The 14698-nt window shown below is 37.7% G+C and carries 14 protein-coding genes and 1 pseudogene; 13 read left to right on the plus strand and 2 right to left on the minus strand.

Annotation, left to right across the window (positions count from 1 at the left end; all coding sequences use genetic code 11):
• Window positions 1-305, minus strand: a pseudogene (locus tag HMPREF3029_RS09335) (GGDEF domain-containing protein); the annotation flags it as partial.
• A gap of 130 nt (window positions 306-435) precedes the next feature.
• Between HMPREF3029_RS09335 and HMPREF3029_RS01520 the strand changes: the two are divergent.
• Window positions 436-1488, plus strand: a complete 1053-nt coding sequence (locus HMPREF3029_RS01520; RefSeq protein ID WP_070622528.1) for a glycosyltransferase family 4 protein — start codon at window positions 436-438, stop codon at window positions 1486-1488.
• Here the strand turns inward: HMPREF3029_RS01520 and HMPREF3029_RS01525 are convergent.
• The gene (locus HMPREF3029_RS01525; RefSeq protein ID WP_070709358.1) at window positions 1485-2117 is read right to left on the minus strand and encodes a YigZ family protein; all 633 of its coding nucleotides are present in this window, start codon (window positions 2115-2117) and stop codon (window positions 1485-1487) included. The genes HMPREF3029_RS01520 and HMPREF3029_RS01525 overlap by 4 nt on opposite strands.
• A gap of 82 nt (window positions 2118-2199) precedes the next feature.
• Between HMPREF3029_RS01525 and HMPREF3029_RS01530 the strand changes: the two genes are divergently transcribed.
• The 12 genes from HMPREF3029_RS01530 (at window position 2200) to uvrB (ending at window position 14693) form a co-directional block, all read left to right on the plus strand.
• Window positions 2200-3075, plus strand: coding sequence for a DegV family protein (locus HMPREF3029_RS01530; protein WP_068129834.1), 876 nt, complete (start codon window positions 2200-2202; stop codon window positions 3073-3075).
• Window positions 3076-3141: 66 nt separating this feature from the next.
• Window positions 3142-4398, plus strand: a complete 1257-nt coding sequence (locus HMPREF3029_RS01535) for a DEAD/DEAH box helicase family protein (RefSeq protein WP_070709360.1) — start codon at window positions 3142-3144, stop codon at window positions 4396-4398.
• A complete protein-coding gene (locus HMPREF3029_RS01540; protein ID WP_070457275.1) occupies window positions 4395-5000 on the plus strand; it encodes a ComF family protein in 606 nt (201 codons plus the stop codon). The genes HMPREF3029_RS01535 and HMPREF3029_RS01540 overlap by 4 nt, the downstream gene beginning before the upstream one ends.
• Window positions 5001-5038: 38 nt before the next feature.
• Window positions 5039-5593 (plus strand): ribosome hibernation-promoting factor, HPF/YfiA family, encoded by a 555-nt coding sequence (gene hpf, locus HMPREF3029_RS01545; RefSeq protein WP_070709362.1) that lies wholly within the window; start codon window positions 5039-5041, stop codon window positions 5591-5593.
• Window positions 5594-5707: 114 nt separating this feature from the next.
• Window positions 5708-8233, plus strand: coding sequence for a preprotein translocase subunit SecA (gene secA / locus HMPREF3029_RS01550; protein WP_070709364.1), 2526 nt, complete (start codon window positions 5708-5710; stop codon window positions 8231-8233).
• A gap of 10 nt (window positions 8234-8243) precedes the next feature.
• A protein-coding gene (gene prfB / locus HMPREF3029_RS01555; RefSeq protein ID WP_144265385.1) for a peptide chain release factor 2 occupies window positions 8244-9351 on the plus strand; the annotation gives its coding sequence in 2 pieces (ribosomal slippage) (window positions 8244-8315 and window positions 8317-9351; 1107 coding nt in all).
• Window positions 9352-9443: 92 nt separating this feature from the next.
• Window positions 9444-9761, plus strand: a complete 318-nt coding sequence (locus tag HMPREF3029_RS01560; protein WP_070709368.1) for a c-type cytochrome — start codon at window positions 9444-9446, stop codon at window positions 9759-9761.
• Between the two features lie 52 nt (window positions 9762-9813).
• Complete coding sequence (locus HMPREF3029_RS01565; RefSeq protein ID WP_070709370.1) at window positions 9814-10137, plus strand: c-type cytochrome; 324 nt, start codon at window positions 9814-9816, stop codon at window positions 10135-10137.
• 217 nt (window positions 10138-10354) lie between these two features.
• Entirely contained in the window at window positions 10355-11743 is a 1389-nt protein-coding gene (locus HMPREF3029_RS01570; RefSeq protein ID WP_070709372.1) for a LysM peptidoglycan-binding domain-containing protein, read from the plus strand.
• A 75-nt stretch (window positions 11744-11818) separates the two neighbouring features.
• Entirely contained in the window at window positions 11819-12391 is a 573-nt protein-coding gene (locus tag HMPREF3029_RS01575; protein ID WP_168165488.1) for a TlpA family protein disulfide reductase, read from the plus strand.
• Window position 12392: 1 nt separating this feature from the next.
• Window positions 12393-12632, plus strand: a complete 240-nt coding sequence (locus HMPREF3029_RS01580; protein WP_070709376.1) for a DUF2198 family protein — start codon at window positions 12393-12395, stop codon at window positions 12630-12632.
• 90 nt (window positions 12633-12722) lie between these two features.
• Window positions 12723-14693, plus strand: coding sequence for an excinuclease ABC subunit UvrB (gene uvrB / locus HMPREF3029_RS01585; RefSeq protein WP_070709378.1), 1971 nt, complete (start codon window positions 12723-12725; stop codon window positions 14691-14693).
• Window positions 14694-14698: the final 5 nt, after the last annotated feature.

Here is a 14698-nt window from a genome sequence, read left to right on the forward strand (position 1 = left end):
ACAAACTGGATGAGGTCGTATTGAAATAAGAAATGATAAAACAAAAATACGATTACAATCGATAATATTTTATACGGTATTTTATTGTGTAAAAACAATAGAATTATCGGTATGTAATATAGCGATAACGTGACGTCCCCGATATGTAAAGGAACCATAAGTGATAATACAGCTAGGACGGTCATCATTAAACTTTGGAATAGAAGTGGGTTTTTAACGCCTTTTCTAAAATGATACTGCAAGCGATAAAACACATAGATTCCACTAATAATGAGCGCGATATTTAATATAAAGTTTATAATCATTTGCATACCGCCTTTTTAAGCAAATTCATATCATATTATACAGTGTTTTAAATTTAAATGAAATTAAGTGGTAGGAGTAATTAATAGCGAATTATGATATAGTTAATAAGAATAATTAGCAGGTGAGGATATGTATACATTATTTCTATTAATATTATCTGCAATCATATCATTCATCGTTGCACCGATATTTATAAAGTTAAGTTATAAGTTTGGATTTGTCGATTATCCAAACCATAGAAAACAACATGCGAAACCGATGCCGTTTTCCGGCGGAATATCGATTTTTGTATCATTTGTGATTACATTAATTATCGCTCGACCGATTGAACCGGAATATATACCAATTATTCTCGGTGGAGGGTTAATTGTATTAATTGGTATTATCGACGATAAATATGATCTAAAACCGAGTATTAAATTCATTGGACAACTCGTTGTTATTACGATACCAGTGATGTTTGGGGTTGTCATTGATACGATTACGCCGTTTGGGATAACTGTAGATTTCGGTATATTTGCGATTCCATTTACGTATTTATGGATTGCAGTGATCATTAACGCAGTTAACTTAATTGATGGATTAGACGGATTAGCATCTGGTGTAACAGTTATAGCTTTAGCAAGTATTGCAGTAATTGCGATTTTACAAAATAATATATTTGTCATGATGATAAGTGTCATACTCATCGGGTCAACGCTTGGGGTTTTATATTATAACTTCTATCCAGCGAAACTCTTTTTAGGAGATAACGGATCGATGTTTTTAGGGTATGTACTCGGAGTATTATCGATATTAGGATTTAAAAACGTGACGTTTTTCTCTATTTTATTCCCAATTATCATTCTTGGCGTACCGTTTATCGATATAACATTTGCAGCCGTTAGACGGTATAGAGAAGGAGTCTCACTGACGCGCGCCGATAGAGGGCATTTGCACCATAAGTTACAATACTTAGGGTTTACGCACCGTCAAAGTGTGATTTTACTTTACTTTATGGCAACGTTATTTGCGTTTGCATCAGTAATTTTATATTTATCGACAGTGACAGGTGCAGTACTCATTTGTTTACTGCTTATCTTATCGGTCGTCATTATAGTAGAAGCGACGGATTTGATAGGATCAACCCGCCGCCCGATTTTAAGATTTGTTAAACGAATGTTTATATATATGAATCGCTAGACGAGTGTACGTTCTGCCATTTCTACTTCTGAAGTAGACATCGTAAACGTATCACTCGTTATTTTTTGGAGTTCACTTTTAACATCTTCTACTTTTTCTTCTGAAACGATCAGTTGATACGTGACTTTGTCTGTATATTTCTGATCTCTAATCTCGATTTGTTCTTGTTCTAAAAAATGTTCGAAACGTTTCGTGAATGTATAATCTAATACGATCATGGACGGCACCATCGGAACGAGATATACTTTACCGCTCGCTTTTACAGCTTCAGCAGCTCCACTTGAATATGCGCGGATTAGCCCACCGGCTCCGAGCTTAATGCCACCGAAGTAACGCGTAACGACGATCGTCGTATTGTACAACTCTTCACGCTTTAATACTTCTAAAATTGGAATGCCTGCTGTTCCTTGAGGTTCTCCATCATCATCGGCTCGCTGAATGAGTGCATTTTCTCCAATAATGTAAGCACTACAATTATGAGTTGCGTCTTTATGTGTTTGCTTAATTTCATTTATAAATTGTTTTGCTTCATCTTCAGTTTCAGTACGTGCGATATACGATATAAACGTTGAACGTTTAATATCGATTTCAACAGACGTATTTAATTTGTTCATGTAAATTTGTTCCATCGTGTACACCTCTTTAAAACAGTTTAACATAGAGCGGTTTTAGTGTAATATAGAAACGAGTGCTAATATGTGAGGGATATTTATGAAAATAGCAATTGTAGTAGATTCAACAGCATACTTATCAGATGAAATTAAAGAAAAAAATGACATTTATACAATACCTTTAAACACGATTTTTGGCGATGACACGTACCGAGAAGATATCGATATTACTCCTGAAGAATTTTATGACAAAATGCGCGCACAAGAAGAACTTCCTATGACGTCTCAACCGTCTATTGGAGACTATATTCTTCTATTAGAAGAACTTTATAAAAAAGGGTATACAGACGTGATTAGTTTCCACTTATCGAGTTCAATTAGTGGAACATTACAAAACGCAGTCGCAGCGGGACAAAGTGTAGAAGGAATTACACTACATGCAGTCGATTCAAAAATCGCGTGTACGCCACTCGGTTTACTTGCAGTCTATGCCGCGCAACATAAAGATGATACGCCACTAGAAGAGTTGTTAGAAACACTCAACCGTTTTACCAATAAAGACTATTTAGACGCATACTTTGTCGTCGATGATCTAACGAATTTAAAAAAGGGTGGTAGACTTTCAAACGCACAAGCGTTCGTCGGTCAATTGCTAAAAATCAAACCGATTTTACAATTTGAAGAAGGTAAAATCGTTGCGATTCAAAAAATCCGTACGAAGAAAAAAGCGTTAAGTAAAGTAGAAGACCTCGTTCAAGAAGCGATCGACAAACAAGCAGGCGACAATATCGTGTTAACGGTCATTCACGCTAATATTGAAGATGAAGCAAAAGAATTCCAAGCAAAACTTGCAAGTAAATTTAAAGATGCAACAGTACTTATCAGTCACTTTGGACCAGTTATCGGTACACATTTAGGTGAACATGCAATCGGAGTCTCGATTACATCGTTTGATGTCGATGTCACAGGATTTTAATCAATCATAAATATTATATATAAACACGCAGCGTATTTCGTTGCGTGTTTTTTTATTGGAGTGTATATGAAATTTACAAGAACGAAATCAAACACGACGATTTACTCTAAAGTCGGTGTTAAAAAAGAAAATGGTGCGTACAAATGCATAAGATGTGGCAATCAAAATCAGAATCTATTTTATTCGTATTCAGATTTCTTCGGAGACGTCACGTATTGTATGCACTGCGTGACACTTGGTAGAAGCGATAGCCGTAAACCGTTACGTGTTATTACGCCGATACGCTACCGTAAGTTTATGCCGTATGTTTTAAACTTTGAATTAAATGACGAACAGTTAAAATCACAAACCCGCATTGTCGATGCGATTCAACATAATCACGATCTAATGATTTATGCAGTAACTGGAGCAGGGAAAACAGAAATTACATTTCGCGGTATACAATATGCAAGAAGTTTAGGTATGAATGTATTATTCGTCTCGCCGAGAATCGATGTCATACGAGAAATATATTTACGGTTAACAGATGCGTTTAAAGACGCACGGATCGACTTATTATACGGAGAAGAAAAAATTGAAGCAGATTTTGTCTTTACAGTGTCGACAGTCCATCAATTGTTTAATTTTAGAAATCATTATGACGTTATTATTATCGACGAAGTAGATGCCTTTCCACTAGTTGGAGATGAAGTACTAGAGTCACAAATAGAGCAGGCAAAATCAACGAACGGAGTCATCATTTACTTAACAGCGACGCCGAGTAAAACTTTAATTAAAGATGTTAAAAAAGAACATATCGTCTCGATTACACGTAGGTATCACGGAGATCCTCTCGTCATGCCAAAAGTATTTTTTACAAATGTAAAACAGTATTTAAAGAAAAATAAATTGCCGCATAGTTTATGGCGTTTATTAAGAACAGCGATGTCAAAAGAAAGAAAGGTGTTCATCTTCGTACCGAACATCGACTTATTAGAGCCAATTAAAAATGTCATTATGAAAGAGTTTAAAACGGTCGAAACGATTTTTAGTGGAGACCCTAAGCGTAAAGAGAAGATGGACGAGATGAGAAGTGGTCACATCGATATTATGATTACGACAACAATTTTAGAGCGCGGTGTCACATTTAAATGTCTAGACGTCTTCGTCATTCACGGTGAATATTTTGATGACACGTCACTCATACAAATCGCGGGACGCGCTGGACGTAAACTCGAAGATACGAAAGGCAACGTTTATATTTTTGCAAAGCACAATACGCTCGGCATCATAAAAGCATTAGAAAAAACGTATCGGTTTAATAAAGGAGATGTAAAACTATGAACTGCGTGTATTGTCATAATGAGATAGAAAGAGACTATAATCTAATTAATATATTTCTACAACCGTCTTGTTTATGTGACGGTTGTTTATCCGAATTAATGGAATTAAAAATCGATGAATCGTTTCAGTTTCATGATATGAATGTCGTAACGTTGTATGAGTATGACCGAATTGTAAAGCGGATGATACGGCGATATAAGTTTTTAGGAGATGTCGCGTTAGAAAAGGTGTTTTCGATGTTTGTAAAAGAAAAAATCCGGCTATATGATAAAGTAATACCGGTCCCAATATCAAAGCTTCGTTTAAAAGAACGTGGGTTTAATCAAGTGACGCGCATATTAGATGATGCGGGCGTTAAATACGACGATATTTTGACGTCACATCGAACGATGCGTCAATCACAACTTTCTAAATATGAAAGAGAGACAGAGGTTAATCCATTTTCAATGCGAGAGGATATTGATTTAAAAAATCAGTCGATTATAATCGTCGACGACATATTTACGACCGGAGAAACTGTGCGCCAAGTGAGTGAAATATTAAAGGCGCATAATCCAAAGCGTATCGATGTGTTAACGTTTTCTATATCTAGAAAACTTTGATATAATTAAGGTACAAGATAACATTAGGAGGTATCATCATGATTAGAGTCGAAATTAGAGGAGAAAACATCGAAGTCACTGATGCAATTCGTTCATTTATCGAAGATAAGGTAAATAAATTAGATCGTTATTTTAACGATCAGCAGGACGTATTTGCACACGCAAACATCAAAACGTACCACAACAAAATGGGGAAAGTAGAAATTACAGTCCCAATGAAAGGCTTAACATTACGCGCGGAAGAACGACATGACGACTTATACACTGCAGTAGACGCAGTCGTTGAAAAATTAGAACGTCAAATTAGAAAACATAAAACTAAAATTAACCGTAAATTCCGTGAAAAAGACGAAAGTCACGTAGATTTATTCCAAGTGTTAAATGAGCAACCAGAAGAATCTAAAGATGACGATGATATTAAAATTGTAAAATCTAAAGAGTTTACGTTAAAACCGATGGATGCTGAAGAAGCAATTCTACAAATGGATATGCTTGGTCACGATTTCTTCGTGTTTAACGACCGTTATAGAGAAGCGACAAGTATCGTTTACAAACGTAAAGATGGTAAATACGGTTTAATTGAAACAAATTAATTGAACATCTAAGCCTCTAGCAAAAAAGCTAGAGGCTTTTAATGTGTAAGTTTTTATTTTCAGCAAAAAATTTGGTAAAATGTAATGATAATGATTTTATAAGGAGAAATTTCGATGAGTATGTTGCGTAAATTATTCGACGGCAATAAACGCGAACTTAAATCTCTTGAAAAAGAAATGAAAAAAGTACTCGCGCTTGAAGAACGCTATAGCACATATAGCGATTCTGAACTACAGCAAGAAACTGAAAAGTTTAAAGCAAAATTAGCTGAACATAGTGAAGATAGAAAAAAGCAAGACAAAATTTTAGACCAAATTTTACCAGAAGCATTCGCAGTCGTACGTGAAGCATCTCAGCGTACGTTAGAAATGAAACCATTCCCTGTTCAAATTATGGGTGGGATTGCACTTCATAAAGGGGACATCGCTGAGATGAAAACCGGTGAAGGTAAAACGTTAACGGCGACGATGCCGGTATATTTAAATGCCTTAACAGGACGCGGTGTACACGTAATTACTGTTAACGAATATTTATCTTCAGTACAAAGTGAAGAGATGGCAAAGTTATATAACTTCCTAGGGTTAACAGTTGGACTCAACTTAAACCAAAAAAATAGTGAAGAAAAACGTGAAGCGTATAACTGTGATATTACGTATACGACAAACAACGAGCTCGGATTTGACTACTTACGAGACAACATGGTCGCATATAAAGAAGATCGTGTGCAGCGTCCGTTAAATTACTGTGTCGTGGACGAGGTCGACTCGATTTTAATCGACGAAGCGCGTACACCGTTAATTATTTCAGGTCAAGCAGATGAGCGCGTGACGGAATACCAACAAGCACAATTATTTGTATCAACGTTAAAGAAAGAACAAGACTATACGTATGACGTGCGTAAAAATACGATTCTTTTAACTGAAGATGGTATGACAAAAGCGGAGAAATGGTATAAGTTAGATAACCTTTACGACGTTAAAAATGTTTCGACGCTTCACCATATTAACCAAGCGTTAAAAGCAAACTATACGATGGAGCGTAACGTCGATTATGTCGTGAATGACGGAGAAGTATTAATCGTCGACAAATTTACAGGTCGTACGATGCCAGGGCGTCGTTTCTCTGAAGGGTTACACCAAGCGTTAGAAGCAAAAGAAGCGGTTGAGATTCAGCGCGAATCTAAAACACTCGCATCTATTACGTTCCAAAACTTCTTTAGGCTATACAATAAGTTATCGGGTATGACAGGTACAGCTAAAACTGAAGAAGAAGAATTTTTAGATATTTACAATATGCGCGTTACGCAAATTCCGACGAACCGTCCGGTTCAACGTGAAGACTTAAACGATAGAATTTATTCGACAAAAGATAATAAATATAAGGCAGTCATCGAAGAAGTTGTCGAACGTTATAAACGTGGTCAACCGGTCTTAATCGGTACAGTCGCGGTAGAAACGTCAGAAATTATTTCTGATTTACTGCGTCGAGCGGGTGTACGCCATAACGTATTAAACGCTAAAAACCACGAACAAGAAGCTCAAATCGTTGAAGATGCGGGTCAACGTGGACAAGTTACAATCGCTACAAACATGGCCGGTCGTGGTACAGACATTAAGCTCGGTGAAGGAGTTAGAGAGCTCGGTGGACTTGCAGTTATCGGTACAGAGCGTCACGAATCACGTCGTATTGACGATCAGTTACGTGGGCGTTCAGGGCGTCAAGGTGACGTCGGAGTGAGTACGTTCTACTTATCCTTAGAAGACGACTTAATGAAACGCTTCGGATCTGAACGTATTCAAGCGATGATGGAAAAACTCGGTATGGAAAATGAAATGTTAGAAAGCCGTTTTATTACACGTAACGTAGAATCTGCACAAAAGCGTGTGGAAGGAAATAACTTCGACGCACGTAAACGTGTATTAGAATATGACGAAGTGTTAAGAACACAGCGTGAAATTATATACGGTGAACGTAACGAAATTATCGACAAAAAAGACGTGAGAGACTTACTTCACGGTATGATCGATAACTCTATTGAACGCACAATTCACTATTACAATGACCAAGATAGTTCAATGATTGACTATGAAACATTTAAAGAATTGCTCGAGCAGTATTACGTTCGTGAAGGTGAAATTGATATGGATGACTTAGTCGGTCAATCGACGGAGTCAATTATCGAACTCATTAAAGAAAAAGCGTACGAAGAGTTAGAGCGTAAAGAAGAGATTTTAACGCCTGAACGTATGCGTCAATTCGAGCGCATGATGATGTTACGTACAATCGACCAAAAATGGACAGAGCATATCGACTCGATGGATCAACTCCGTACAGGTATTCACTTAAGATCTTACGGACAAATTAACCCGTTAAGAGAATACCAAAACGAAGGATTAGAAATGTTTGAAGAGATGATGAACGCAATCGAAGACTCAACAGCACGTATGACTCTAAAATCAGAAGTACAGTCTGATGAAGAAATTAAACGTGAACAAGTTGTCGATAAAAATAAAATGCAAGCATCTGACGGTAAAAAGAAAATGAAAAAGCAACCGGTCGTTAAAAAACAAACAGTTGGCAGAAACGATCCATGCCCATGTGGATCTGGTAAAAAGTACAAAAACTGTCACGGTGCTTAAGGAGAAATTAATGGAAGTAAGTGAAATTAAAAGCTTTATAGAAGAGATGCGTACGAAACTAGAAAAATTTAGGGGGTCTCTTTGACTTAGAAGAAAAAGAGACACAAATTCGTGAGTACGAAGAACTGATGGTCGAACCTAACTTTTGGGACGACACAGATAAAGCAAACGAAATTATCGAAAAAAATAACCAGTTAAAGCGTGTCGTCGATGGATTTAATTCGTTAGAAGACGAAGTGAATGACATCGAAGTGTCTTTAGAGTTATTAAAAGAAGAAAACGATCCAGACTTACAAGAAATGATGGAAGAGACAATTCAAAACGTCAAAAAAGAGTCCGATGAATTCGAGTTAAACATTCTTTTAAGTGAAGAACACGATGAACAAGATGCGATTTTAGAACTTCATCCTGGAGCAGGTGGTACTGAAGCACAAGACTGGGCAGAGATGCTCCTTAGAATGTATCAGCGTTTTATTGAAGACCAAGGATTTAAAACAGAAGTGTTAAACTATCTCGCTGGAGATGAAGCGGGTGTGAAAAGTGTGACGCTTAGTGTTAAAGGTCCGTTTGCTTATGGATTATTAAAAGGTGAAAAAGGCGTCCATCGACTCGTTCGTATTTCACCATTTGACTCATCGGGTCGTAGACATACGTCATTTGTGTCGTGTGAAGTCACACCACAGTTTAAAGACTCTGAAATTAATATCGAAATTAATCAAGAAGATATTTCAATCGATACGTACCGTGCAAGTGGTGCTGGGGGGCAGCACGTGAACACGACAGATTCAGCTGTACGTATTACACACCATCCAACAGGGGTCGTTGTTACGTGTCAAAACGAACGTTCACAAATTAAAAACCGTGAAACGGCACTGAAGATGTTAAAGTCAAAACTTTATCAGTTAGAACTAGAACGTCAGCAAGAAGAGATCGCGGCGTTAAAAGGCGAGCAAAAAGAAATCGGATGGGGATCACAAATTCGTTCATACGTATTTCACCCATATTCGATGATAAAAGATCACCGTACGAATTACGAAGTCGGTAACGTCGACAAAGTAATGAACGGAGATTTAATGCCGTTTATCGACAGTTATTTAAGATGGCACTTAAATGTTTAAAACATTATTTATGACAAAATGTTTATATATGATAAAATATAGGTATGTAAAAGTATGAATAAGCTTTTAAAAATTTATTAGAGGTGACCATTATGAAAAAGTTCTTATCAACGTTTTTATTAGGTTCAACGTTAGTATTAGCAGCGTGCGGCGGGGGCGGCGACTCTGCAGACAATGGTGACGACTCAAGCACTGACGAAGCACATCCAGGAGAACAAGTTGCAAAACAAAACTGTTCATCTTGTCACGGAGCTGACTTCACAGGAGCTTCAGGTCCAGCACTAGCGGGCACTTCATTAAGTGAAGATGAATTTACAGATATCGTGAAAAACGGTAAAGGCGGAATGCCAGCGTTTGGTAGTTTATCAGACGAAGAAGTTAGCGACTTATACGACTACTTCACGAAATAAAACTCGTAAGGCTTTGTCACTCGACAAAGCCTTTTAATTAATGGAGACAAATATGAAGCGATTTTTATTAAGTTTAATGGCAGTTGTTATTTTGTCAGCGTGCACGTCTAACAAAGAAACGACTGAAGAAAGCCGTGTGGCGTCAGAAATGCACCGCGGAGAAGTTGTTTATAAGCAGACGTGCGTTGGATGTCACGGCGTCGATTTAAGAGGACGCGGCAGTAGTGCAAAAGATCTATCTCAAATCGGCAGCGAAAAATCACCAGAATATATCCGTTCGATTATCGAAAATGGTACGAGAAGTATGCCGAGCGATTTAGTAACGGATGAAGAAGACTTAGATGCACTCGTAGAATGGCTAATGGAACAGAAGTAAATGTTACGTAAATACTAGGCGCTGTAACAAACAGCGCCTTTTTATTATGGTGTTATATCTATTCTGTTACAGTTATGTTACAACGCGAAAAACAGCAAAAATATGTGCTATAGTTTGATTTACATTCACTAATTTTATATTTAACAACTTTGAATTTTAATTTTATTATTTATATACGTTTATTTAATACATAGTATTCAGGAGGACATTAGAACTTATGAAGAAGACAGTATTTTCAGTAGCAACATTAACAGCATTAACAGGGACATCACTTACAGCAAACGCAGAAGAAGTTATCGTTAAAGAAGGAGATACACTTTGGGGTATCGCTAACGAAGTTGGCACAACAGTTGAGAAGTTAAAAGAATTAAACAACTTAAACAGTGATTTAATTCACCCAGAAGATGTTTTAACATACGAAGTTGAAGCAGTTGAGGAACAAAAAGGAAATACATACACAGTAAAAGCAGGCGACACTTTATGGCAAATTGCTTTAGACCACGGTATGGATTTAGATGAGTTATTCGCAGTAAACAACCTTTCATCAGACTTAATTCACCCAGGACTTGTACTAACAGTTGGATCACAAGTTGAAGCGGTTGAAGAAGTCGCACAAGTTGAAGAAGTTGTTGAAGTTGAAGCAGTAGAAGAAGTTGTAGAGCCTGTAGTAGAAAATGAAGTAAACGAAGTTGCTTCAGGTGTTTACCACATCCAAGCTGGAGACACTTTATACTCAATCTCACGTGCAACAGGACTTTCTGTTGACGAGCTAAAAGCATTAAACGGTTTAACAAGCGATCATATCGTTGCAGGTGACGTACTTGTATTAGAAGGTAACCCAGTTGTTACTGAAACAGTAGAAGAAGTACAAACTGAAGAAGTAGTAGAACAAGTTGAAGAAGTGCAAGAAGTACAAACTGAAGAAGTAGCAGAAGTTGAAAACAACGTTCAAGCAGAAGCTGAGAAAGCAGTAGAAGAAGCTACAGCAGCTCAAGCAGAAGCTGACAGAATTGCAGCTGAAGAAGCAGCAGCGGCTCAAGCAGAAGCTGAAAGAGTAGCAGCTGAACAAGTAGCAGCAGCTCAAAAAGCTGAAGAACAACGTATTGCAGCAGAGCGTGCAGAAGCACAACGTGTTGCTAAAGAAAAAGCGGCAGCTGAAAAGAGAGCTCAACAAGAAGCAGCTAAAAAAGTACAACAAGCACAACAGCAACAAGCACCAGCAGCTTCAGCACCATCTGTAAATAGTTCACAGTTTGCTGGTTTATCTAACTACTATGACTGGGGATGGTGCACATGGCACGTATTTGAAAAACGTGCGGCACTCGGTAAACCTGTCAGCAACATGTGGGGCAACGCAAATAACTGGGTAAACGGAGCAAGTGCGAATGGATTTGCTGTTAACAACACACCATCAGTTGGAGCAGTTGCACAAAGTTATGCAGGTACAAACGGAGCAGGTGCATTAGGTCACGTTGCAGTTGTCGAATCAATCAACGGCGACGGATCAATCACAATCTCTGAAATGGGTTGGAACGGTACTGTAGGTGTTGTAAGCTACCGTACAATTCCAGCATCACAAGTATCAACATTTAACTACATTCACTAAAATATAAAAATCAAGCACCCGAACGGGTGCTTTTTTTATTATAATAAGAGTAGTAGGATGACGGAGGTTAGTTCTGTGAGTAAACAGTTGAAAGTATTAGTTGGCATTGTTCTTTTTGCGCTGATTAGTTTTAGCATATACCAGGTTATTACGTTTTCGAGTGAATTGTTGAAGGATGAAGCAGCAAATGATATAAAACAAAAGCCACCTACTAATAATCATGCGGAAGGTCAGTTGATTACGGAATACTCGTTTAATGGTGTGACGACAGATGAATCGTTTGATAATATTATTAAAAACAATGAAGTAACTGTTGTGAATTTGTTTGCGTCTTGGTGTAATCCATGCCGCAATGAAACGCCAGATTTAAATGAATTTTATTTGAAAGATTTACCAGATGACGTAGAACTTGTCGGGTTAAATGTACAAGATAGTAGTAAAGCACGAGATGCGTTTATTGAAGAGTTTGATGTTCAATATCCGATATACAATATGGACAATGATAAAGACTTTATGGTAGGTCTTCGTTTAACGATCATACCGACAACGTTGTTTATTAACAGTGATGGTGAGATTGTGAAGACATATGTCGGAGAGATTTCTAAAAAAACGTTAGACAGTTACATTCAATATGTAAAGGATGAGTAATATGGAAGACGTTTTTTGGTATATGATGGCAATCACTGTACCAGCGTTTACAGTGATTTTGTTTACGACGATTACGAGAAATCGTTACGTCGCGATTTTTTTAACGTTTATCGTATTTGCGATTTCTATGTACCGTGGGTTTTATAATACGGAATGGGTCATATATTTAGATGCGCTAAGTATAGTGATTGGTTATATATTCGTTGAAGTTTTTAATTTAGATAGTAAAGATGATATTTAAGAAATGACAAACATCCGTTCGGTCATTTCTTTTTTTAATTTGGACGAAGTGTTGTAAAATAGATATAAGTTAAAAATTTGGAGGTACATTATGGCAGAATTTGAACTCGTTTCAAACTTTGAACCTGCCGGTGATCAACCGCAAGCGATTAAAGAAATAGTTGAACAAATTCGTTCTGGTCAAAAGCACCAAACATTACTAGGTGCGACTGGGACAGGTAAGACATTTACGATGAGTCAAGTCATTAAAGAAATCGGAAAGCCGACGTTAATTATCGCCCATAACAAAACGTTAGCTGGGCAGTTATATAGTGAATTTAAAGAATTTTTCCCAAATAATAGAGTTGAATATTTCGTCAGTTACTATGACTTCTATCAGCCAGAAGCATACGTACCATCTACGGATACGTTTATAGAAAAAGATGCGTCTATTAACGATGAAATTGACCAACTGAGACACTCGGCGACGAGTGCATTATTTGAAGGCGATGACGTAATAATCATCGCCTCAGTGTCGTGTATTTACGGTTTAGGTAATCCAGAAGAATACCAAAACTTACGTTTAAATATACGAGTTGGAATGGAAATTGAACGAAACGAATTATTACGTCGTCTCGTCGATATTCAATATCAAAGAAACGATATCGACTTCGGGCGTGGAACGTTTAGAGTGCGCGGAGATATCGTTGAAATATTCCCAGCGGCTCGAGATGATCAGTGTATTCGCGTGGAGTTTTTCGGTGACGAAATTGATAGAATACGTGAGATAGATTTCATTAGTGGTGAAGTGCTAAGTGAACGAGAGCACTTCGTTCTTTTCCCAGCATCTCACTTCGTCACGCGCGACGAAAAGATGATTGTTGCGATCGAACGTATTGAAAAAGAATTAGAAGAACGTCTAAAAGAATTACGCGCTGAAGACAAATTACTTGAAGCACAACGACTCGAGCAAAGAACGAATTACGATTTAGAAATGATGAGAGAGATGGGCTTTACATCCGGAATCGAGAACTATTCGGTTCATTTAACGTTACGCCCACTTGGTAGTACACCATATACACTGCTCGATTACTTTAAAGACTTCGTCATTATGATCGATGAGTCTCACGTAACACTTCCTCAAATTAGAGGAATGTATAACGGAGACCAAGCACGTAAACAAGTGCTCGTCGACCACGGTTTTAGATTACCGTCAGCATTAGATAACCGTCCGTTAAAATTTGAAGAATTCCAAGATAAAGCACAGCAATTATTGTACGTGTCTGCAACCCCTGGACCGTATGAGTTAGAACATACGGACAAGATGGTCGAACAAATTATCCGACCGACAGGACTTCTTGACCCGACAATTGACGTACGTCCGACTGAACATCAAATTGACGATCTGCTTCATGAAATACAATCGCGTGTTGAAAAGAACGAACGCGTCTTAATTACGACGTTAACGAAGAAGATGTCAGAAGATCTAACGGCGTATTTAAAAGAAGCGGGCGTTAAAGTTCAATATTTACACAGTGAAGTAAAAACGTTAGAACGTATCGAAATCATTCGTGAATTACGACTCGGTACGTATGACGTTCTCGTCGGTATTAACTTACTACGTGAGGGAATCGATATCCCAGAAGTGTCACTTGTTGCGATATTAGATGCAGACAAAGAAGGATTTTTACGTTCGGAACGTTCATTAATACAAACAATCGGGCGTGCTGCACGTAACAGCGAAGGTCACGTCATTATGTATGCAGATAAAATTACGGATTCCATGAGAGTTGCACTCGATGAGACAGAGCGACGTCGTAAAATTCAAATCGAATATAACGAAAAACACGGGATTACACCGACGACGATTAAAAAGGAAATTCGTGACCTCATCAGTGCTGAAGTTGAAATTAAAGATGATAAAACATATGAAAAAACGGGTACAGTAAAACTCACAAAGAAAGAGCGCGAAGATTTAAAAGCAAAACTCGAACGCGACATGAAAGAAGCAGCGAAAAACTTAGATTTCGAAACAGCAACAGAACTTCGGGATGCGTTATTTGAGTTAGAAGCAGAAGGGTGATAAGT

Source organism: Nosocomiicoccus sp. HMSC059G07 (assembly GCF_001815515.1).
GTDB lineage: Bacteria > Bacillota > Bacilli > Staphylococcales > Salinicoccaceae > Nosocomiicoccus > Nosocomiicoccus ampullae_A.